Below are 19,649 nucleotides of genomic sequence, written 5' to 3'. Positions count from 1 at the left end.
GTTCCCCCTTGGCTCCGAGCCGGAAAAGCCACGAGGCTTATTTTCGGGCCGCCTCGAAGGGACTGATGAGATTTCCAGTCTTCAGTTTGTCCGGGAACAGGATCACCTGCCTGCCGGAGGAGCGGAACTGTTCGATGTCCTTGTCCTTCACGCCCCGGAATTGCGCCTGTAGCGTCGCCGTTTCCTTGCGCTCGCCATCCGCCGAAAACGCGATCGGCCCGACGATGGTCTTGTGCTCGTTCTCGCGCAGATATTTGGCGATGCCCTTCTGGTCGAGCGACTTGGTCGCACCGACCGCCGCGTCGATCATCTGGCCCATCGCATAGCCGAACGGCGCCAGATAATAGCCGAGCGGGTCGACCTTGGCCTCGATGGCGCGCTTGGTATAGGTGTCGAAAAACGCCTTGGTGCCGTCGAAATACATGCTCGGTTCCGGCAGCCAGGTGTTGTAGTTGACGACGCCGTTGAGCAGCGAACCCAGATTGGACATCACGGCTGCGAACTGCAGGCCGACCATGCCGCCGCCGAAAATCTTGACGTCGTCGCCGATCCCGATCTCGTTCACGGCGCGCAGGATGCCGGCCGAGTCGGGCGGATATGACGCGACATAGACGATATCGGGCTTGGCGGCCTTGAGCGCGCGGATGATGGAAGCGAATTCCACCGTGTTCGGCGGATAGGATTGGTCGAAGACAACCGGGATGTTGCGCTTCTTGGCGACGTCGCGTGCGGTCAACGCGAGGTTCTGGGCGAATTCCTGATCCGCCGTGAGCAGCGCCATGCTCTTGCCGCCGGCCTTCTGCGCCAGATCGAGGAACGAGGCCGCCCAGCTATCGGCCGGCCCCCAGGGCGCATTGTTGAACCACATGTCGTGGCCGACCTTGCTGTTCACCTGGAACGAGAAATTCCCCATCAGCAGCAAGCCGCGCTGCTTGACGAACGGCATGATTGGCGCGGTAGGCACCGTTGCATAGGGCGCGAACAGGAGATCGACCTTGTCGACGTCGACCAGCTTGGCGTAGATCGCCGGCGTCTCTGATGCGCTCGACTTGTCGTCATAGACGACCAGTTCGACCTTGCGGCCGAGCAGGCCGCCCTTCGCATTGATGTCGTCGCGCCAGATCTCGATGCCGAGCAGCGAAGCCTTGCCGCCGCCGGCGAGACCGCCGGTTTGCGGCATCGACATGCCGATCTTGATGGGCGACTGCTGCGCCAGCGCGCGCGAGCCCTGCCCAACCACCGCGACGGCCATCGCGCCGCCAAGGAACGTCCTGCGCTTCATTGAATCCCCCTCATTTGTCGTTGTTATCAGTCATTTCGATTCCGCCGGATCTACGTCCGGTCGCTGCGAATGGTTAGGTCAGACCGAGACTATTTGGCTCCCACCGGCGCGGGTTCATTTTTGGCCGATTTTTTCATGATCGCCGACGGATCGGCGCCGACGCGCCCGCTGGTCTTGTCGGCCTCGCTTTCGCGCGAAACCCGCATGTCGAAGCGGATGCTCGGCATCCCCTTGATCGGGCAGTCCGGATCGTTTGCCGCCACGTCGACGGCGAGATCGCCCGACGAGCCGAATACGACATCGTCAGCCAGATGCGGATCGTCGCGCAGATAGAGCGCGGTGACCAGTTCACGATACCCGGGCGCACCGACCAGGAAATGAATATGCGCTGGCCGCATGCCATGCCGTGCCTGCGCCTTCACCATGGCGCCGACCGGCCCATCCATCGGGATCGAATATCCGAGTGGTTTCACGGTGCGAAGCACATAGCGGCCATCGGCATCGGTTGCGAACACGCCGCGATAATCGACCGATGTCGCGCTGGCCTGAATGTCATAGAGGCCGTCGGCGCCGGTCTGCCAGATCGAGACGGTGGCGTTGGCGACCGGCTTGCCGGTGGCATCGGTGACGCGGCCATAAAGCACGCATTCGCTCTCCGGCTTCGGATTTTTGGCGATCGAGCTGCCGGCGGCCAGCGTCGGCGTGGCCTCGCGGTAAAATGGGCCGAGCAGGCTGGTATGGGTGGCTTCCTCGAGGGCGGTGGCGTCGTGCAGGCCGTTGACGAGCGCGGAGAGGCCGAGGGTGTCGGACAGCAGGATGAACTCCTGCCGTTCCGGCGAACACATCTTGCCGGCGGCGGTCATGAATTCGATGCCCTTGATCCATTCCGCCGGCGTCAGATTGACCTCGCGGGCGAAGGCATGGAGGTGCTTGACCGCCGATGCCATGATCGTCTTCAGGCGCGGGTCCGGCGTTGTCGCCATCTGGTCGAGCACGGCGTCCGTGATCGTTTCAGGCGTTAACTCACGCATGCATCACTCCCTGAACCTGGCGGCCGTTATTCGACCTGCCGGCTGTTATTGCAGCAAGCCTAACCGCTTGTTGGGGACCAACACAAGGCGTTCGGAGGCGACACCTGCGCCCCCTTCTACGAATTGATACGAGCGGACGTGGCTCGCATGGCTGCACAATGGCGCGTCAGAGCGCGCACCGCAGGCTTCTGCAGCCCACGAATTTTGCGATTGCACAATCGAAGCGGCGAAAGTGGGATCATTTCTCGCGGATCGGCGGCGCAACCTTCTCGGCCGGCGCCGGCGGCAGCGCGGGCTGAGCGCCCGCCTTCTGCGCGTCCGCGTCGGGACGGGCCGGCTGCGGCGGTACGTCTGAGGGCCTTTGGCCGGTCGTGGCCGGCTCAGACGGCGCGGGCGGCTTCGTTTCCGCACCCGGCGTCGATTGCGTAGGCGGCGTCGCCTGCGCGATTTGCTGAGGATCGCGCGCGGTGAGCGCGGTCAGCGCAATCGCTGAGATGGCCAGCCCGGCCGCGATCAGCGTGGACGCGAGCAGCATTTCCCGTCGGTATTCGCGTTGGCGGTCATCGGCAGGCATGTCGTTCAACCCCACGAAATTGTTCGCGAGATCAACGGCCGGCGGGGCGCATGGTTCCGCGGGGAACCAGTGCCTGTCCGAAACACCTAAAATTCGAGGATCCCGGCGTCGCCGTCCTCGGTGCCGAAAGCCAGCAATGTGCCCTTGGCGTTCCAGGCCAGCGCCGAGACCGGCTCGCCGCCATTGCGGCGCACTAGAATTTCCGCGCCGTCCTCGAGCCGCACGATCAGTACGGTGCCGTTGCTATAGCCTGTCGCCATGATGTCCTGCTTCGGATGACAGGCGACCATGGAGACGCGCGCCTGCAGCGGCGCCAGCATCGCCGGCTCCTTGCCCATCGGACCATCCTTGCTGGTGAACGGCCAGATGATCACAGTGTCGGCGCCCGAGGTGGCGAGCCCCTTGCCGCCCGTGCTCCACGACATCGAGCGGACGCGGCCGGGATAGCCGCTCATCCGCATGTGCCTGTTGTCGGCAAGCCGCCAGCCGTGCAGCGCCGGCTCGTGCATGGCGGTGACCAGGAATTTGTTGTCGGGGCTGAAGGTGACGGCGAGATGCGAGCCGGCCCATTCCAGAAACTCCGGCTTCGCCGCCATGTTGGGAAACCACAGCGTCACGCCGTTGTAATGGGCGACCGCCACGCGCAGGCCCTTTGGCGCGAACGCCAGCCCGCCGACGGTCGACGGCGCATCGAAGCTTTTCTCATCGCCCTTGCCGCTGCGGACGAACGCCGTCTTGCCCGCCGACCACGCCACCGCGCCATCGGGATGCAGCGCGACATTGTCGATCCAGCGCCGTTTTGCATCGGTCGCCAGTACCGACGTCTCGCCCTTTGCGTTCAGCGCGACGAGCTTGCCATCGTCGCCGCCGGTGACGATACGCTTGCCGTCGGACGCCGCGCACAGCACAGCGCCGCCGTGGATGGCTGCGGTCGAGACTTCACCGGCCTCGTTCACCATGACAGCGTTTTCCTCGGCGCCGACGAACACGGCGATATCGCCGAGAAAATACAGCGAGGTTGCGGGCATGCTGACCGGCAGCGCCCGCACCTGGTCGGTGACGGAAGCGATGGAGGGCGTTTCGCCCGGATCGAACTGTGTCATCACGTGACGATACAGCTTTCAAAGCCGTCGCGGATCATTTGCTCCGGCAATTCGCGGCCGATGAAGACGACGCGGCTTTCGCGCGGCTCGCCTTCCTTCCACTTCCGCTGGTGATCGCCTTCCAGCATCATGTGCACGCCCTGGAACACGTAGCGATCGTCGTCGTCGGTGAAGGAGAGGATGCCTTTCGAACGGAGGATCTTCTGACCCTCGGTGGCGACGAGGTTCTGCAGCCACGGCATGAATAGGGTCGGGTCGAGCGGTTTGTCCGACCGCAGCGACAGCGATTGCATCTCCTCGTCGTGGTAATGCTTCAACCCGCCATGGCTGTGGCCGTGATCGTGGTGATGGCCATGGCCGTGATGATGATCGTGGTCATGGTGATGATCGTGACCGTCGCCAGCGTCGAGGAATTCCGGCTCGATCTCGAGGATGCGATCCAGATCGAACGCCCCGCGCTCCAGCACGTCAGACAGCGCCACCTTGCAGCGCTCGGTGCGGTGCAGTTTTGCATACGGATTGATGCCGCGGATGCGCGCCTCGACTTCGGCCAGCTCCGGCTTGGAGACGAGATCGGTCTTGTTCAGCACGATGACGTCGGCGAACGCGATCTGGTTCTTGGCTTCGGGCGCGTCCTTGAGACGGTCGCTCAGCCACTTCGCGTCGGCGACCGTCACCACCGCGTCGAGCCGCGCGTTCTTCTGGACGTCCTCGTCGACGAAGAAGGTCTGCGCCACCGGAGCTGGATCGGCCAAACCCGTCGTCTCGACGATGATGGCGTCGAACTTGCCCTTGCGCTTTATCAACCCGTCCATGATGCGGACGAGGTCGCCGCGCACGGTGCAGCAGACGCAGCCATTGTTCATCTCGAACACTTCTTCATCGGCGCCGATGATGAGGTCGTTGTCGATGCCGATCTCGCCGAATTCGTTGACGATGACGGCGTACTTCTTGCCGTGATTTTCCGACAGGATACGGTTGAGCAGCGTGGTCTTGCCGGCGCCGAGATAGCCCGTCAGCACGGTCACTGGAATTTTCTGGGACGAAGGTTCAGACATAACGGCTCCGGAGATATTCAACGTATTGGGCCAGGACTATACCCAATCCCGTTCCTCAGGGTCCTTATATTGTGCCTTACCATATCAATGTAAGTGGGGGCGTCGCCCTTTTCGTCAGTCAAACTGTCCGAGTAAAGGGTGCCACCAATCCTGGCGCCGGTCTCCGCGGAGATCCGCTCGATCAGGCGCGGATCGCTGATATTTTCCAGAAAAACCGCCGGAATTTTCTTGGTTTTGATTTGGGTGATGATCCCGGCAATATCCCGGGCACTCGGCTCGGACTCGGTTGAGACGCCGCGTGGTGCGATGAACTCGATACCGTAGGCTTTGGCGAAATAGCCAAAGGCAGTATGGGTCGAGATCACCTTGCGATGCTCCGGCGGAATTGACCCGACCCACGGGCTTATCTCGCCCTCAAGGGCCTCGAGCTTCACCCGATAGGCTTCGGCATTGGCCTCGAAAAGCGCGGCATCTGCCGGAGCTGCCGCGCTGAGCGCATTACGAATATTGTAGACGTATGTTTTGGCATTGGTGACTGTTTGCCAGGCATGCGGGTCGGTACTGGAGCCGAGCTTGAGCGGTGTAATGTTGGTGCTTGCCACAACAACCGTTGCCTTGCTGCCGGATGATTGCACCAGCCGCTGCATCCAGCCCTCGAACCCGAGGCCGTTGACGAAGACGAGCTTCGCATCCGCCACCTTTTTCGCATCCGCCGGCGTCGGCACATAGACATGCGCATCGCTGTTAGGGCCGACCAGGGTGGTGACATTGACGCGGTCGCCGCCGACATTGCGGACGAAATCGCCGAGGATCGAGAAACTGGCGACGACGTTGAGCCGATCCGCGGCGCAGGCCGGGCCAACAGCCGCTATCAAAGTGAGGGCGATAAGCCAGAGCCGGATCATACTATGCCTCGAGGTGACGGCCGGGAAACATCTGCCGGACCAGGCCGCTGACAGGGCCGAACAACAGCGAGACGATATACAGCCCCGCCGCGATGAGTATGATCGCCGGCCCCGAGGGAATCCGAGTCTGGAACGACAGCACCAGCCCGGCATAGCCCGATACGATGGCGCTGGCGACCGCGATACAGATCATGCCGGTGATATCGCGCGACCAGAACCGCGCGATGCCGGCGGGCAGGATCATCAGGCCGACGCCGAGCAGCGTGCCGAGCGCGTGAAAGCCGTTGACGAGGTTGATCACGACCAGCGCCAGGAATGCCAGATGCGCGGGTGCGCCGGCGCGAGAGACGGTACGCAGGAACACCGGATCGACGCATTCGATCACCAGCGGCCGGTAGATGATCGCCATTACCAAAAGCGTGACGGTGGCGTTGAACGCGATCACGAGCAGCGTCTGGTCGTCCATCGCCAGGATGTTGCCGAACAGCACATGCAAGAGATCGATATTGGTGCCCTTGACGGAAACGATGGTGACGCCGAGCGCAAGCGACACCAGATAGAAGGTCGCAAGCGACGCGTCCTCCTTCAGCTCGGTATTGCGCGCGACGAGGCCGGCGAGCAGCGCGACCGTAAAGCCCGCGATCAATCCGCCGGTCGTCATCGCGAACAAATTTAACCCGGAGACGAGGAAGCCTATCGCCGCGCCCGGCAGGATCGCATGCGCCATGGCATCGCCGACGAGGCTCATCCGCCGCAGCATCAGGAACACGCCGATCGGCGCGGCGCCGAGCGCGAGCGCGATCACGGCGGCCAATGCGCGGCGCATGAACTCGAATTCAGTGAAGGGCGCGATCAGCGCGTCGTACAGCATCAGGCGGCCCGCGATGGCATGTCGTCCGCGCAGGCGGCGGCGGTGTCGTCGAACGCCTCGCACATCCGCAAGGCGACCATCAGGTTTTCCGCGGTCAGCACCTCTGCGGTCGCCCCCCAGGCCACGGGCCCGCGCGCCAGCAGCAAGGTTTCCGGGAAATGATCGCGCACCAATTCCATGTCGTGCAGGGCCGCCAGCACGGTGCGTCCCTCGCTGTGCCAGCGCTTGACCAGCGCCAGCAGGTCGGCCGAGGTTTTGGTGTCGATGGCGTTGAACGGCTCGTCGAGCACGATCAGGCGCGCATCCTGCAGCAGCACGCGCGCGAACAGCATGCGCTGCATCTGGCCGCCGGACAGCGTGCCTATGCTGCGGTTCTCAAATCCGTTGAGGCCGACGGCGGCGAGCGCCTTGGTGATCTTGTCCCGCTCCGCCTTGCCCATCCCGCCGAAAAATCCGGTCGAACGCCACAGGCCGGTGCCGACCAGATCGAATACCGAAATCGGAAAGCTGCGGTCGATGTCGACGGTCTGCGGCAGATAGGCGATGTCGCGGATGTCGAGCCCGCCGAGATCGATCGATCCCGAGAGCGGCTTGAGGATACCGGCGAGCCCGCGAAACAGCGTCGACTTGCCGGCGCCGTTCGGCCCGATCACGGCCACCAGCGCGCCAGCGGCAACCTCGCCGTTGAGGTGGTGCACCGCCGGATGGCGATCGTAGCCGAGCGTGACGTTGTGGAATTTGAGCTGCGCCGCCATGCTCACCTCATCGCCACCAGCACAACCGCCCACAGGCCAGCGCTGACCACGAGCGCCGCAGCAAGGCGGGCTGCCACGGTCATCCGCAGGATCGACCAGGGAGCGGCCTGCGCCGGATGCGGCGTCGCCGGGCCGTGGGAATGGGCGTGGCCGTGGTGATGATGCGCGTGGTCGTGGGAACGGGCGTGAGGCATAGGGCGGACGTTATATTATAACATTACGGGAGTCCACGCGGTGGCTGTCCGTAGGATGGGTAGAGCGGAGCGAACCCATCAAAGCCGGTGCGCGTGACGATGGGTTTCGCTCCGCTCTACCCATCCTACGATAGACACGCCTTCGCGTTCTCGCGACGCGTTCGCCCGAGGTTTGCTTCGATTTCACCCCCTGAAACTGAGAGGGCGCAGGGAAGACCGGGTGCACGCTGCACCCGCGGTCTCGCGTGCGATTTGCGCTAAGAAAATGCACACGAGCATACAGGTCCAGCGGAGGCATCCGGCCTTCCCTGCGCAATGGCTTTACGGCTTACTTCGTGCTCTTCCCGGTGAACGGCTCTCTTGCCACCGTCGCCCTCAAGAAGCTCGCTTCTCGAGAACTTGACGCCAGCACCGCGGCGCCAGAACCACACGACTTCGCCGTACGCGTCAGGCGCGTACGTCATGCGCGCCATTCGCGTCCACCGCATCCCACCGCACGTTCGTGACGATCGCGAGCCGCCCCTCTTGCCGGGTGGGACGGCACAGGGATGAACTGATTTGCGTGAGAACAAAAGGGGAATATCTTCGCTACTGATACTGGACCAACCGCTGGGGTGATTTGCCTGACAGGCAATACACGCACTGGTAGGGTCGGTGGGCGACAGCCTGACGCGCGCCGCTTGAACGGGGCCGCCTATTAAGGCGGCCTTAAATTCGAGCGCCAATCGATGAGGCCGCAGATCGGATCATCCGCAAGGCAGCGTCGGTGTAACGGCCGCCGTTGAAGTTGACGTCAACGACCCACAAAACGAACACAGCAACAAAGGCGGCGGCAACGGTTTTCATAAATTATTAACGATGAGGATACGGCAAACGTTCCGGGGCCGCGATCGCCCCTGCGGTGCCGCCGGCCCCCTAGGGCGTCGGGGATCGCCGATGAGTGATCCGAGCATGCCACGCATGGGCTTTTTCCCATTCAAGCGCAGAGGTGTCGAGACATTTATCCGCCGCGACCTGGTCGTTCGGGTGTGCTTTCTGGCATGCCTCACGTTCTGTTGCCTCGTCGAAACGAGAACATCCCACCAAAAGCAATAATGCGGCAATCGTCGATAGGCTTCTCACGATCCTCGTCCTGCGTTGCGATAACGTGGTTGTCACCGGGACGGGCCGGGTACCGATAGGTCGAGATGAGGCAGTGAGACGGATCAGTCGTGCGGGTTGGCCTTGCAACAGACATGGCCGCGGTCACCGGCGCTTTGGCGACGGCTGAACAACATGGGTGTTGGGCCAGCTCGCCAATAGCCGCGACCTGGCCCCACGTTTTCAATAAAATAATTCCTACTGACAGACGTACATTATGCTGTCGCCGCCCTTGATCGCAGTACCAGGCGTACAGCCAATGCCATTGCGCGCTGCGTAGTCAGGCCAGCCGGTGTAGCTGTACCCAAGACCACTCCAGGGGCCACCGAAGTAGTAGGCCCTCACGGCGTACCAGGAGCCCGGCTCGACATAGGCCGCCCTCGCGGCGTAACCACGTGTGATAAAGACCCGCTGCTGCGCCTCAGCTTTATTGACGGACAGCGATACGCCGCCTTGCTCGGACCAGCCAGGCGAAAGCAATGCCGCACATGCGAACGTCGCTGCAGCAACTGCCACCGTTCTCAAGGTCATTTTCATGCAGTCCTCCATTGGTAGGTTCCCGCGGCTCAAATCGTGCTTTTGCCCGGTGGAGTACCCTTTGACCTAGATCAAGCGCCCTGGTCGTTCGGTTTTGGGCTATGGCTGCGGGTGCTGGGAGGTAGCGTTGCGCAATTCGCGGCACGATGCGAAGCCGCGGCCTAAGCCGTTGCTGCGGCCGGCTGCTTCAATTCGGCCAGGGCGTGCCGCACGACGGTCACCGAGCCTTGCAGCGCGAGCACTGCCATAATCGCTGCGACGATAATGTCGGGCCAGCCGGTGCCGGTACCGAACACGCCAAGCGCAGCCAGCAACACGGCCAGATTGCCTAACACGTCATTGCGCGTGCAAATCCAGGCCGACCGCATGTTGGCGTCACCCGTGCGGTGCCGCCACAGCAGATAAAAGGATAGCGCGTTGGCGACCAGGGCGGCAAAGCCGACGCTGCCCATGGTGATAGAATGCGGCAGCGTACCGTGCAGGGCATGCCAGCCGGTGATGCCGACAACCCATAGTCCGAAAACGCCCATCGTGACGCCCTTGGCAAGCGCGGCGCTGGCCCGATAGCGCAAGGCCATGCCGACCACGAACAGGCTGATCGCGTAGTTCGCGGCATCGCCGAGAAAGTCGAGCGCGTCGGCTTGAAGCGCGGCAGAGCCCGCAGCCAAGCCCGCGCCGATTTCAACCAGGAACATCGCAGCATTGATGCCGAGCACGGCCCACAAGACGCGCCGGAATGTGCTCACGTCCTGGCGCGGGCCGAGGTTTAGGGGTGGTGGTGCGCAGCAGTGATCCGCCATGACTGGAAGATAGTCGCGGGCGGTAACGTTACACAATCACGTGCAACACATTCCCTTGCCGTCTGTCTGGATAGGCGGGCACGGCATGGTTCCGTACGAGCAGTAAACGCAGCAATCGCCCGGCTTCGGCTTGAGCCGGGCCCTGCAGCGCTGGCAGTCGTAGAAGAACTGGCAGGCGTCTGTCGGCATCGTCTCGGTGGCTTGATGCCCGCACGAGGGACAGGTCAGTGTTGATTCAAGCTGCATGGCCTAGACTGAATGAGGGCACGCCCAAATTCAATGCGGACAGTGCTGATTTTTATGAGGACGCCGTACCAACCTCTGGCATGATTAGCCTCGCCCCCGGGGGCGCGGAGTTGCGATCAAGGCGGTCAAAACGCCAAAACGGGAGTCTACAAACCGCTAGCTCTAAAGTGGCCGGCGTGCGGCGTGCCGAACCCCGAGGATATTCCCGTCGCGTCCGGTCGGTAGAAAATCACATAGGGATATGGCCGCACCACAGCGCGGCGGGATATACCCCTTGTTGGTAAGCCGCCCGGAATTCGGATGATCTGCGAGCAGGCTAATCACGGCTTGGAGTCGCTGCTTGACGTTGTCACCCTGCGGCGAACGAGCATCAATGTAGTCGAGGATTGCGGCCAACTGCCGGAGCGCCCGACGTGTGTAGCGGACCTTCACAGCCCATGCTTCGCCCAGACGGCGCGGACCTCTTCGTCCGTCGCGAACTCACCTTTCGCGGCTTCGGCCAGCGAAGCATCGAGGTCGGCGGCTTCCTCAGGCGTGAGCTCATAGGGCGGTTGGTCCACGCCTGCGAGCTGCAGCAGAATTCGCGCGAGATCGTCCTGCGCCTCATCGGGCAAAGCGGAGACGGCTTCCACGGCCTGTTCGAGCAAGCGGGTCATGGCGCAAATATAGTGGTTCCAGCATCTCTTAGGAAGCCTCTGTGGACGGTCTCTCGGCTCACGGCTTCCCGATCACCATCGCGATCGCTGCCGCCAGGAACGGAAACGGCAGCGACATTGCCGCACGAAACCAGACGAACCGGGCCGGCATGAACGGGATCTCCCACAGGATCATGCGCTGGAAGGCGAACAGCGCCCAGGCGACGACATAGGCGATCACCTGCGGCGTGCCGCCGCCGACTTTCAGCGCTACCGCGCCGATCGAGAAACCGACCACCGGGCCGCCGGGGGTCGCCGCGCCCGCGATGACCGCGGTCAAGACGCCGAACCATCCGCTATCAGGGCCGAGCCAGCCGGTGATGACTTCCGGCGGGATGACGGCGGCGATGTAGCCCGAGCCGATCACGCCGAGCGCAATGCGCGGCACGATGTTGATGAAGTCCATGCTGCCTTCGCGCACCGACGACACCAGCACGACGCGCCCGCGCTGCCAGGCCATGAAGCCGAGCACGGCGACCGAGCCCCACAGAGTGATGTCGATGATCAGCGCGGAAAGGGTCATGCCGGCGGCTCCGGCTCGCCCTTCGGATACATCCGCACAAAGACGAAGCGGCCGAGTGCGCCTGCCAGAACCGGGATCGGCAGCGAGATCACAATCCGCCACAGCGTGAATTCCGTGCCGAGGATCGGCAGCTCCCAGGCGACCGCGCGGCCGTAGCCGATCAGCGTCCAGCTCACCACCATGGCGATGGTGGCGCCGAAATCGGCACCGACCGTGAGCAGCGCCGCCGCCACCGGATAGGCGGTGAAGGGACCGCCGGGCAGGATCGCGCCGAACGCCGTTCCGATCAAAAGTCCCTTCAGGCCCGAGTTCGGCCCCAACGCTCGCGATACTTTGTCGTGCGGCAGGATTTCCGCGATGAAGCCGCCGAGCAGGCAGCCGGCCAGCACGCGCGGCATGATTTCTCCGAACAGCCACAGATCATGCGTGAGGATCCTGAGCACGCCATCGATGCCGTCGCGCCGCCAGACCAGGCCTGCGCAAACTGCGACCAGCGCGCCGATCACGATCATCGACCAGCCCACCGGCTTGCGGGCGCGCCGGGGCTTCGGCTCGGCGTCATCGGCAGGCGCCGGGTCTTTTATCTGATGTTCTGACAAGGGCGATGGGTTTGGAGGGTGATGCTATTCCGTCCCTGCTTAGTCCCGCCATGGTGGCGACGCAACGATAGCCATGCGCATCTCAGGCATGCCCATGCGAGGACGTCACACGGCCCTGCCCGCCGCGGGCCATTCGTTCAGGTGAACTGGCGGACCAGCGCAAGGCCGCCGAACAGCCCGGCAATCGAGAGCACGACCGAGCCGACCACATAAAGCGCCGCCAGCCCAAGCTCGCCGCGCTCGTAGAGCAGCGCCGCATCGAGCGAGTAGGCCGAGAACGTGGTGTAGCCGCCGAGGATGCCCGTCATCAAAAACAGCCGCCAGGGCTGCGATGCCTCGCCCTTGAAGGCGAGATAGCCCGCGATCAGCCCCATCACGGTCGAGCCCGTGATGTTGATGATGAAGGTGCCCCAGGGAAATCCGCTGCCAAGGCAGCGGGCGCAGGTCACGTTGATCAGATGGCGCAGCGTCGCGCCAAGGCCGCCACCGACAAAGACCAGCAAATAGCTCATCGCAGCATTTTCCACGTCAGCAAAAGCACCCGGCATGCCGCTTGTGCCGCACCGGCGCGGTCCCCGCAAGGATCGGGACGGCGCCACAACGAAAAAGGGCGGCAGCCGCAGCTACCGCCCTTTCGAACTTTGCTCCGCTGTCATTCCGGGGCGAACTACGATGCGCAATTGTGCATCGGGGAATGACGGAATCGTCAGGAAGCCTTGCCGAACAGCTCGTCGACATAGTCCCAGTTGATCAGATTATCGCAAAACGCCTTCAGATAGTCGGGACGGCGGTTGCGATAGTCGATGTAGTAGGAGTGCTCCCAGACGTCGCAGCCGAGAATGGGCGTGGCGCCATGGACCAGCGGGCTCTCGCCGTTCGCGGTCTTGGAGATTTCGAGCTTGCCGTTTTTGACCGACAGCCAGCACCAGCCGGAGCCGAACTGACCGACGCCGGCGGCGGCGAAATCGGTCTTGAACTTGTCGAGACCGCCGAGGTCCTCGGTGATCTTCTTTTCCAGACGGCCGGGCAGCTTGCTGCCGCCGCCATTCGGCTTCATCCAGTTCCAGAAATGCAGATGGTTGTAGTGCTGGCCGGCATTGTTGAAAACGGCCGGATTCTTGCCGAACGAACCCTTGACGATTTCCTCCAGGGACTTGCCTTCGAATTCGGTCCCCTTGATCGCGTTGTTTCCGTTGGTCACGTAAGCCTGGTGATGCTTGTCGTGGTGGTATTCCAGCGTTTCCTTGGACATGTGGGGTGCAAGGGCGTCGTGGGAATAGGGGAGATTGGGCAGCGTGAAGGTCATGGGTGATGTCCGAACTGATGGGAGACGTGATCTGGTCTAACGGGAACCGTTATAGAAGGTTCCATTGCGCATAAACACCGCAATTTGGCAAGAACGCGCTAGGTTCTGGGTAACGCCCCTCCGCGTCCAGCGTATGACGGATATGACGCCGACGCGGTTTTGGCGCGATGAGGGAACGAAATGAGCATCGAGATCGACGTCCTGAACGGGGACGCATCATGGCCACGGGCCGAACCGCTGATGCAGGCGGTCTGGCCGGCGCATGTGGTGGAAAAGCTTTCATGGGGTCACGTCAAATGGGCGCACGCCGATCTGCGCGTGCTCATCGACGCCCCCGAGGAGGTGGCCCCACCGGGTCTCGCCTGCCATGTCGGCATCTACTTCCGTGATGCCATTTGGGATGGACGCAAGGTTCATATCGGCGGCATTGGCGGCGTTTCGACGCGGGCGGATTGCCGGGGACGCGGTTATGCCTCGCTGGCGCTGAACGCCGCGATCAGGACCATGCGCGACCACGAGGCCGTGCGGTTCGCGATGCTGTTCTGCGAGCCGCACAATGAACCATTCTATGAAGCGCGCGGCTGGCATCGCTTCCAGGGCGAGGTCTATGCCGAACAGCCGGAGGGACGGGTTCGCTTCGAGGCGATGGCGCCGTTCGTATTCGATTTTACCCGCAAGCCGCGCGACGGCGTCATCGACCTATGCGGCCTGCCGTGGTGACCCCTGCACCGGGCGCGGTGGCTTGTGTTCGCCCGGCCGGATAATATGTCATCCATAATCTATTCATTTGGATGACCGGTGACGCATGACCATGGACGCCCCGCTCGACATGCGCCCCACTGCCGCGGTTCCATCAGCGCCGGCCAACGGCCTGCTCACCTCGCCGATCCTGCCGACGCTGTTGAAGCTCACGCTGCCCAATGCGATCGCCATGGCCGGCACGACGCTGGTTGCCGTCGCCGAGACCTCCTATATCGGCCGGCTCGGCACCGAGCCACTCGCCGGTATCGCGCTGGTGTTTCCCTTCGTCATGCTGACGCAGATGATGTCGGCCGGCGCGATGGGCGGCGGCGTGTCCTCTGCGATCAGCCGGGCGATCGGCGCCAATGATCGCGACCGCGCGGCTGATCTGGCGCTGCATGCCGCGTTGATCGGCGCCTGCGCCGGAATTTTTTTCACCGCGATGATGCTGATTTTCGGCCGCGCGTTCTACACGCTGCTCGGCGGGCGCGGCGGCGTGCTCGATCAGGCCATGCAATATTCGCACGTGCTGTTCTCCGGCGCGATCGCGATCTGGCTGGTCAACACGCTGGCCTCGGTGGTGCGTGGCACCGGCGACATGCGGATTCCATCGGTGACCCTGATTGGCACCGCGCTGGTGCAGATCGCGGTTGGCGGCGCGCTCGGCTTTGGGCTGTTCGGCCTGCCGAAATTCGGCATGAGCGGCGTCGCCGCGGGCCAGCTTGTGGCCTTCACGCTGGGGGCGGTGTTCCTGGCCTGGTACCTCGTCAGCGGCCGCAGCCGGCTGGCGTTGAATTTCGCAGGCTTCAAATTCCAGCGCGACATGTTTTTCGACATTCTCAGGGTCGGTGCGGTGGCCTGCCTGTCGCCGCTGCAGACCGTGCTGACGGTGCTGATCTTCACCAAAATCCTGGCCGGCTATGGCACCGAGACGCTGGCCGGCTATGGCATGGGCTCGCGGCTGGAATTCTTGCTGACGCCGATCGCATTCGCCTTCGGCGTCGCCTCGGTGCCGATGGTCGGCATGGCCATGGGCGCAGGGCTGGTGACGCGCGCGCGGCAGGTGGCGTGGACCGCGGGCATCGCGGCCGGCATCACGGTGGGCGCCATCGGACTGATCGTTGCAGTGATGCCGACGCTCTGGGTTTCGCTGTTCACCAGCGATCCCGGCGTCACCGCCGCGGCTTCTTCCTATCTCGTCTGGGCAGGACCGGCGTTCGCCTTTTTCGGGATGGGCGTCTGCCTCTATTTCTCTTCGCAGGGGGCAGCGAAGGTCGGGGGCCCCGTGATAGCCGGCACCGCAAGGTTGCTGATCGTCGGCGGCGGCGGCTGGTGGCTGGCCTCGGCAGGCGCGCCGGCGTGGACACTGTTCGCACTGGTCGGCGCGGCGATGGTCGTGTACGGGCTCGGGACGGCGTTGTCGATTCGCCTCACCCGCTGGAGCAAATGATCGCCTTCGCGCAATCCGACGTTGCACAAATCTGATTTGTTGCTATGCAGGCCTGCTTTTTTGGGGAAATGATTCATGGCTTGCAGAACGACTTTCATCATCGCGATCTCGGCGGCATTGCTGGCTGCGCCATCCGCCCGCGCGCAAGGCGCCGGCGAGCCGACCGGCGTCTGGCAGACCCAGGCCGGCGACGCGCGGGTGAAAGTCAGCAAATGTGGTGGCGGCATCTGCGGCGTGATCGTTGGGTTGAAAGACCCGGTCGATCCATCAACCGGCAAGCCTCAAGTCGATGACAAGAATCCCAATCCGGCGCTGAAGACGCGGCCGATGATCGGCCTGCCGCTGTTCAGCGGCATGCAGGCTGTGGGTCCCAACAAATGGTCGGGCCAGATCTACAACGCCGATGACGGCGGTACTTATGCGAGCAGTGTCTCGGTGGCGGGGACGGATACGCTCAAGGTCGAAGGCTGCGTCGGCGCGCTCTGCGGCGGCGAAAATTGGACGCGCGTGGGGCGGTAGCGATTTCGCGGGCTGCGTAGGGTGGGCAAAGCGTAGCGTGCCCACCATTTCAAGCAATGGTCCGGAGAGACGGTGGGCACGCTACGCTTTGCCCACCCTACGGCACCGCACTACGCCGCCATCGCCTTCAGCGCTGATGCCGCCGAGGCATACCCGCCGCGGGCGCCGTCGATGAAGTGGACGTGATCGCTGCGCATCACCGACGGCGTGAAGCAGGTCATCATCGCCGCGTCCTGCCGGTGCAGGCCATAGCGCACGATCCGCTCTGAAGCCGCCTTCGCCAGAAGCTGCGCCAGCGCTTGCTCCAGTTCCTCCTTGCAATCGAGGATCATCCGCAGGCCGTCGTCATATTTGCGGAAGTCGGAATTCTCCACCACCTGCTGCACGTAATTCTTCGGCACGAAATTGCCGACCTTGATGCCGAAGCGCATCACGACATAGGCCCACAGCGTCACCGCGAGCACGACGGTGCGCCGCCTCAACAGCGGCCCGCCGCGCGCCGCGCGCGCTTCAAACTCCACGCCGGCCGGCGGCCAGCGCAGCGGCGGCCCGCCCGGCGGCACCGGCCGCCCGGCGTCCGGTGACTGTTCGACCAGCCTGATGATGTCCTCAATCACCTTGCGGAAGGCAAGCGGATCGGCGCCTTTTGCAGGCACCACGAGCACAGACAAAATGATCCCGCGGGCAGAGGGAATTTCCTCGAACCGGCATGATAGGCCGGACAGATCGGGCTGCGTGCCCGGCGCTGCCGCCGGCACCGCGAATTCGCCCCGCTTCATCGCAGCATCCGCCCACCCCACGCCCCCGCCGGAAAACATCGCGTAGGACAGATTGGCCGACGGGCCGAAGCGGGCAACCTTGATATCGAGGCCCTGCGCGCGGATGTCCCTGACCGGCACCAGCGCCACCCGCATCACCAGATCGAGATCTTGGCTGACCCATGCCGCCGTCGCCGCCAGCGCGTCGCGGGCACGCGCGAGATCGCCGGGCGACACCGCAAAGCTCGCGCCATCGCCGCCGAACACGAACGGAAATTCGCGCCCGTCAAGCGCGTTGGTGACGGCGGCGATCACGGCCGCACCCGCCATGTTGACCGCCTTGTAGCGCTGGTTCGCGATCGCCTTGGTCGATTCCACGATGTCGGCGACGCCGACGGTCCAATCATCAGGCAACGGCGAATACATCGCCGGGTCCATCAGGCTGCCAAAGCCGCGAAAGACCGGGATCGAGCCGTAGAAAATGTCGGTGCCGTCAGGCGTCGTCATGGCGATGAGGGCCCCCGGTTCTCAAACCTCTCTAGCAGATACGGCCAAATCTGAAATCGGTTGGCGCGGCTAAACGTCCTACCCCTTCGCGATCCCGCGCAACACCAGCTGATTGAGCCGGTTGGCAAACGCGGCCGGATCTTCCGGCAACTCGCCGTCGAGAATCTGCGCCTGCTCCAGCAGCAGGAACGACAGGTCCCTTGACAGGTCCTTGGCCGCATCCTTGTCGCCGGCAATCGCCGCGACCAGGGGATGGCGCATGTTGATCTCCAGGATCGGCTTGGTGGTGGGCGCCTTGTTCTGCATCGCCAGGAGCCGCTCGAGCATGCGGTCATGCGCGTCGCCGCCGGCGACCAGGCATGACGCGCTCGAGGTCAGCCGCTGCGAGGCGCGCACGTCGGAGACGCGCTCGCCGAGCGCGTCCTTGATCAGCGCGATCGTCGTGGCCTCGTCGGCGCCGGCCTCGTCCTTTTTGTCCTCGGCCTTGTCCTCCAGCGGCGGGATCAGGGCGAAATCGATATCGCCCTGGCTCAGCGACTTCAGCGGCTTGCCGCCGAAATCGAGCGGCGCCGAAGTCCAGAACGCATCGACCGGATCGGTGAGCAGCAGCACCTCGATGCCGCGTGCAGTTGCGGATTCCAGCTTCGGGTTCGCCTTCAGCCGCTCGATGCTGTCGCCGGTCAGGTAATAGATGTCGGTCTGGTTCGGCTTGAGATCGTCGACATATTGCTTGAGCGAGCGCTTCTCGCCCTTGGTCGTGGTGAAGCGCGACAAGCCCAACAATTTCTCGCGGCGCTCAAAGTCCTCCCAGATGCCTTCCTTGATCACCGGGCCGAACGCGTCCCAGATTTTTGCGAACGCCTCCGGCTCCTTCTCGCCGAGGCTTTCCAGCTCGGAGATCACGCGGCCGGTCACGGCTTTGCGAATCTGCACGAGCTGCGGATTGTTCTGCAGCATCTCTCTGGAGATGTTGAGCGGCAAATCCTCGCTGTCGATCACGCCGCGGATAAAGCGCAAGTAGGCCGGCAGGACATCTGCGTCGTCGGCGATGAAGACGCGGCGGACATAGAGCTTGACCTTGCCCTTGCGCGCCTGGTCGAACAGGTCGAACGGCTTGGTCGACGGCGCGAACAGCAGCACCGCATAGGACTGCCGGCCCTCGGCGCGATAATGCAGCGTCATCGCAGGCTCGTCGAACGCGCCGGCAATCTGCTGGTAGGCCTGCTTGTAGTCCTCGCCCGAGAGCTCCGATTTCGGCCGCTGCCATAGCGCGCTGGCCGAATTGATCTGGCGCGGCTCGCCCTCCTCCGGCACCAGCTCGATCGGGAACTGGATGTTGTCGGACCAGGCGCGGACGATGCGCTCGATCTCGTGAGCTTCGAGATATTTCGCGGCGTCCTTCTTCAGGTGCAGGACGATCTCGGTGCCGCGCGTGACGCGGGCCGCGTCCTCCTCGCTGGCGGGCGCAATTTCAAATCCGCTGCCGCCCGAGGACGACCAGACAAACACCTCATCCGAACCGGCGCGGCGGCTGGTGACCACGATGCGATCGGCAACCATGAACGCGGCATAGAAGCCGACCCCGAACTGGCCGATCAGATTGGTGCCGTCCTTGGCCTCGGTGAGGCGGGAGAGAAAGGATTTCGTGCCGGAGCGTGCGACGGTGCCGAGATTGTCGATCAGCTCCTGCCGGTCCATGCCGATGCCGCTGTCGACGACGGCAAGCGTATCGGCCGCCTTGTTCGGCACGATGCGGATCCTGGGCGGCGCGCCGTCGGCGATCAGTTCGGGCGCCGATATCGCCTCATAGCGCAGCTTGTCGCAGGCATCCGATGCGTTCGAAATCAGCTCGCGCAGGAAGATGTCGGTCTCCGAATAGACCGAGTGCACCATCAGATTCAGAAGTTCGGCGACCTCGGCCTGAAACGGCTGGGATTCGGGGGCAGTCGTAGTGGTCATACGGGGCTCGCAGGGAACAGGGCCAAAACAAAGCCCTGATATAGCGATACCATCTGGAGTGGCAAGTTTTAGCCTCGCTGCAACCCGCTATCGCGC

At 63.5% G+C, this 19,649-nt stretch carries 23 protein-coding genes; 3 read left to right on the top strand and 20 right to left on the bottom strand.

Annotated elements, in window-relative coordinates; translation table 11 throughout:
* Positions 1-37: 37 nt before the first annotated feature.
* The 18 genes from IVB22_RS12175 to IVB22_RS12090 form a co-directional block, all read right to left on the bottom strand.
* The gene (locus tag IVB22_RS12175) at positions 38-1,282 is read right to left on the bottom strand and encodes an amino acid ABC transporter substrate-binding protein (RefSeq protein ID WP_247517550.1); all 1,245 of its coding nucleotides are present in this window, start codon (positions 1,280-1,282) and stop codon (positions 38-40) included.
* An 89-nt stretch (positions 1,283-1,371) separates the two neighbouring features.
* The gene (locus tag IVB22_RS12170; RefSeq protein WP_247517549.1) at positions 1,372-2,313 is read right to left on the bottom strand and encodes a dioxygenase; all 942 of its coding nucleotides are present in this window, start codon (positions 2,311-2,313) and stop codon (positions 1,372-1,374) included.
* A gap of 238 nt (positions 2,314-2,551) precedes the next feature.
* Complete coding sequence (locus IVB22_RS12165) at positions 2,552-2,887, bottom strand: hypothetical protein (RefSeq protein WP_247517548.1); 336 nt, start codon at positions 2,885-2,887, stop codon at positions 2,552-2,554.
* 86 nt (positions 2,888-2,973) lie between these two features.
* Positions 2,974-3,990, bottom strand: a complete 1,017-nt coding sequence (locus IVB22_RS12160; protein WP_247517547.1) for a WD40 repeat domain-containing protein — start codon at positions 3,988-3,990, stop codon at positions 2,974-2,976.
* Positions 3,990-5,048 carry a GTP-binding protein gene (locus IVB22_RS12155; protein ID WP_247517546.1) on the bottom strand — a complete coding sequence of 353 codons (1,059 nt, stop codon included), beginning with the start codon at positions 5,046-5,048 and terminating at the stop codon, positions 3,990-3,992. The genes IVB22_RS12160 and IVB22_RS12155 overlap by 1 nt, the downstream gene beginning before the upstream one ends.
* Positions 5,049-5,065: 17 nt before the next feature.
* Positions 5,066-5,953: a metal ABC transporter substrate-binding protein gene (locus IVB22_RS12150; RefSeq protein ID WP_247517545.1), complete on the bottom strand. Its 888-nt coding sequence runs from the start codon at positions 5,951-5,953 to the stop codon at positions 5,066-5,068.
* Position 5,954: 1 nt separating this feature from the next.
* The gene (locus tag IVB22_RS12145; RefSeq protein WP_247517544.1) at positions 5,955-6,824 is read right to left on the bottom strand and encodes a metal ABC transporter permease; all 870 of its coding nucleotides are present in this window, start codon (positions 6,822-6,824) and stop codon (positions 5,955-5,957) included.
* The gene (locus IVB22_RS12140) at positions 6,824-7,579 is read right to left on the bottom strand and encodes a metal ABC transporter ATP-binding protein (RefSeq protein ID WP_247517543.1); all 756 of its coding nucleotides are present in this window, start codon (positions 7,577-7,579) and stop codon (positions 6,824-6,826) included. The genes IVB22_RS12145 and IVB22_RS12140 overlap by 1 nt, the downstream gene beginning before the upstream one ends.
* A gap of 2 nt (positions 7,580-7,581) precedes the next feature.
* Entirely contained in the window at positions 7,582-7,773 is a 192-nt protein-coding gene (locus IVB22_RS12135) for a hypothetical protein (RefSeq protein ID WP_247517542.1), read from the bottom strand.
* 1,338 nt (positions 7,774-9,111) lie between these two features.
* A complete protein-coding gene (locus IVB22_RS12130; RefSeq protein ID WP_247517541.1) occupies positions 9,112-9,450 on the bottom strand; it encodes a hypothetical protein in 339 nt (112 codons plus the stop codon).
* A gap of 161 nt (positions 9,451-9,611) precedes the next feature.
* A complete protein-coding gene (locus tag IVB22_RS12125; RefSeq protein ID WP_247517872.1) occupies positions 9,612-10,250 on the bottom strand; it encodes a cation transporter in 639 nt (212 codons plus the stop codon).
* Positions 10,251-10,286: 36 nt separating this feature from the next.
* The gene (locus IVB22_RS12120) at positions 10,287-10,496 is read right to left on the bottom strand and encodes a GDCCVxC domain-containing (seleno)protein (protein ID WP_247517540.1); all 210 of its coding nucleotides are present in this window, start codon (positions 10,494-10,496) and stop codon (positions 10,287-10,289) included.
* 162 nt (positions 10,497-10,658) lie between these two features.
* Complete coding sequence (locus tag IVB22_RS12115; protein ID WP_247517539.1) at positions 10,659-10,928, bottom strand: type II toxin-antitoxin system RelE/ParE family toxin; 270 nt, start codon at positions 10,926-10,928, stop codon at positions 10,659-10,661.
* Positions 10,925-11,152 carry a hypothetical protein gene (locus IVB22_RS12110; protein ID WP_108520958.1) on the bottom strand — a complete coding sequence of 76 codons (228 nt, stop codon included), beginning with the start codon at positions 11,150-11,152 and terminating at the stop codon, positions 10,925-10,927. Before IVB22_RS12110 ends, IVB22_RS12115 begins: the two co-directional genes overlap by 4 nt.
* Positions 11,153-11,210: 58 nt before the next feature.
* On the bottom strand, positions 11,211-11,714 hold the full coding sequence (locus tag IVB22_RS12105) for a permease (protein WP_247517538.1): 504 nt from the start codon (positions 11,712-11,714) through the stop codon (positions 11,211-11,213).
* Positions 11,711-12,313: a permease gene (locus IVB22_RS12100; RefSeq protein ID WP_247517537.1), complete on the bottom strand. Its 603-nt coding sequence runs from the start codon at positions 12,311-12,313 to the stop codon at positions 11,711-11,713. Before IVB22_RS12100 ends, IVB22_RS12105 begins: the two co-directional genes overlap by 4 nt.
* A 137-nt stretch (positions 12,314-12,450) precedes the next feature.
* Positions 12,451-12,825: a fluoride efflux transporter CrcB gene (gene crcB / locus IVB22_RS12095; protein ID WP_247517536.1), complete on the bottom strand. Its 375-nt coding sequence runs from the start codon at positions 12,823-12,825 to the stop codon at positions 12,451-12,453.
* Positions 12,826-13,019: 194 nt separating this feature from the next.
* Positions 13,020-13,619: a superoxide dismutase gene (locus tag IVB22_RS12090; protein ID WP_247517535.1), complete on the bottom strand. Its 600-nt coding sequence runs from the start codon at positions 13,617-13,619 to the stop codon at positions 13,020-13,022.
* 180 nt (positions 13,620-13,799) lie between these two features.
* Here IVB22_RS12090 and IVB22_RS12085 point away from each other — a divergent pair, with 180 nt between their 5' ends.
* From IVB22_RS12085 to IVB22_RS12075, 3 genes are all read left to right on the top strand, one after another.
* Entirely contained in the window at positions 13,800-14,339 is a 540-nt protein-coding gene (locus IVB22_RS12085; protein ID WP_247517534.1) for a GNAT family N-acetyltransferase, read from the top strand.
* An 85-nt stretch (positions 14,340-14,424) separates the two neighbouring features.
* Complete coding sequence (locus tag IVB22_RS12080; protein ID WP_247517533.1) at positions 14,425-15,810, top strand: MATE family efflux transporter; 1,386 nt, start codon at positions 14,425-14,427, stop codon at positions 15,808-15,810.
* A 75-nt stretch (positions 15,811-15,885) separates the two neighbouring features.
* The gene (locus IVB22_RS12075; RefSeq protein WP_247517532.1) at positions 15,886-16,329 is read left to right on the top strand and encodes a DUF2147 domain-containing protein; all 444 of its coding nucleotides are present in this window, start codon (positions 15,886-15,888) and stop codon (positions 16,327-16,329) included.
* Between the two features lie 110 nt (positions 16,330-16,439).
* Here the strand turns inward: IVB22_RS12075 and IVB22_RS12070 are convergent, their stop codons facing one another.
* Both IVB22_RS12070 and htpG read right to left on the bottom strand, forming a co-directional pair.
* Positions 16,440-17,594, bottom strand: a complete 1,155-nt coding sequence (locus IVB22_RS12070; RefSeq protein ID WP_247517531.1) for a DUF3095 domain-containing protein — start codon at positions 17,592-17,594, stop codon at positions 16,440-16,442.
* Positions 17,595-17,672: 78 nt separating this feature from the next.
* Positions 17,673-19,553 (bottom strand): molecular chaperone HtpG, encoded by a 1,881-nt coding sequence (gene htpG / locus IVB22_RS12065; protein WP_247517530.1) that lies wholly within the window; start codon positions 19,551-19,553, stop codon positions 17,673-17,675.
* Positions 19,554-19,649 lie beyond the last annotated feature (96 nt).

This window comes from Bradyrhizobium sp. 190 (assembly GCF_023073415.1).
Classification (GTDB): domain Bacteria; phylum Pseudomonadota; class Alphaproteobacteria; order Rhizobiales; family Xanthobacteraceae; genus Bradyrhizobium.
This window is presented reverse-complemented; position numbering and strand designations above follow the sequence as displayed.

What these genes read in the sequence shown, in the direction of transcription:
- IVB22_RS12140 (WP_247517543.1), bottom strand. Translation starts at nt 7,579, where the DNA reads ATGGCGGCGCAGCTCAAATTCCACAACGTCACGCTCGGCTACGATCGC.
- IVB22_RS12125 (WP_247517872.1), bottom strand. Translation starts at nt 10,250, where the DNA reads ATGGCGGATCACTGCTGCGCACCACCACCCCTAAACCTCGGCCCGCGC.
- IVB22_RS12165 (WP_247517548.1), bottom strand. Translation starts at nt 2,887, where the DNA reads ATGCCTGCCGATGACCGCCAACGCGAATACCGACGGGAAATGCTGCTC.
- IVB22_RS12150 (WP_247517545.1), bottom strand. Translation starts at nt 5,953, where the DNA reads ATGATCCGGCTCTGGCTTATCGCCCTCACTTTGATAGCGGCTGTTGGC.
- IVB22_RS12110 (WP_108520958.1), bottom strand. Translation starts at nt 11,152, where the DNA reads ATGACCCGCTTGCTCGAACAGGCCGTGGAAGCCGTCTCCGCTTTGCCC.
- IVB22_RS12145 (WP_247517544.1), bottom strand. Translation starts at nt 6,824, where the DNA reads ATGCTGTACGACGCGCTGATCGCGCCCTTCACTGAATTCGAGTTCATG.
- IVB22_RS12135 (WP_247517542.1), bottom strand. Translation starts at nt 7,773, where the DNA reads ATGCCTCACGCCCGTTCCCACGACCACGCGCATCATCACCACGGCCAC.
- IVB22_RS12160 (WP_247517547.1), bottom strand. Translation starts at nt 3,990, where the DNA reads ATGACACAGTTCGATCCGGGCGAAACGCCCTCCATCGCTTCCGTCACC.
- IVB22_RS12090 (WP_247517535.1), bottom strand. Translation starts at nt 13,619, where the DNA reads ATGACCTTCACGCTGCCCAATCTCCCCTATTCCCACGACGCCCTTGCA.
- IVB22_RS12080 (WP_247517533.1), top strand. Translation starts at nt 14,425, where the DNA reads ATGACCATGGACGCCCCGCTCGACATGCGCCCCACTGCCGCGGTTCCA.
- htpG (WP_247517530.1), bottom strand. Translation starts at nt 19,553, where the DNA reads ATGACCACTACGACTGCCCCCGAATCCCAGCCGTTTCAGGCCGAGGTC.
- IVB22_RS12085 (WP_247517534.1), top strand. Translation starts at nt 13,800, where the DNA reads ATGAGCATCGAGATCGACGTCCTGAACGGGGACGCATCATGGCCACGG.
- IVB22_RS12170 (WP_247517549.1), bottom strand. Translation starts at nt 2,313, where the DNA reads ATGCGTGAGTTAACGCCTGAAACGATCACGGACGCCGTGCTCGACCAG.
- IVB22_RS12105 (WP_247517538.1), bottom strand. Translation starts at nt 11,714, where the DNA reads ATGACCCTTTCCGCGCTGATCATCGACATCACTCTGTGGGGCTCGGTC.
- crcB (WP_247517536.1), bottom strand. Translation starts at nt 12,825, where the DNA reads ATGAGCTATTTGCTGGTCTTTGTCGGTGGCGGCCTTGGCGCGACGCTG.
- IVB22_RS12175 (WP_247517550.1), bottom strand. Translation starts at nt 1,282, where the DNA reads ATGAAGCGCAGGACGTTCCTTGGCGGCGCGATGGCCGTCGCGGTGGTT.
- IVB22_RS12075 (WP_247517532.1), top strand. Translation starts at nt 15,886, where the DNA reads ATGGCTTGCAGAACGACTTTCATCATCGCGATCTCGGCGGCATTGCTG.
- IVB22_RS12120 (WP_247517540.1), bottom strand. Translation starts at nt 10,496, where the DNA reads ATGCAGCTTGAATCAACACTGACCTGTCCCTCGTGCGGGCATCAAGCC.
- IVB22_RS12070 (WP_247517531.1), bottom strand. Translation starts at nt 17,594, where the DNA reads ATGACGACGCCTGACGGCACCGACATTTTCTACGGCTCGATCCCGGTC.
- IVB22_RS12130 (WP_247517541.1), bottom strand. Translation starts at nt 9,450, where the DNA reads ATGAAAATGACCTTGAGAACGGTGGCAGTTGCTGCAGCGACGTTCGCA.
- IVB22_RS12155 (WP_247517546.1), bottom strand. Translation starts at nt 5,048, where the DNA reads ATGTCTGAACCTTCGTCCCAGAAAATTCCAGTGACCGTGCTGACGGGC.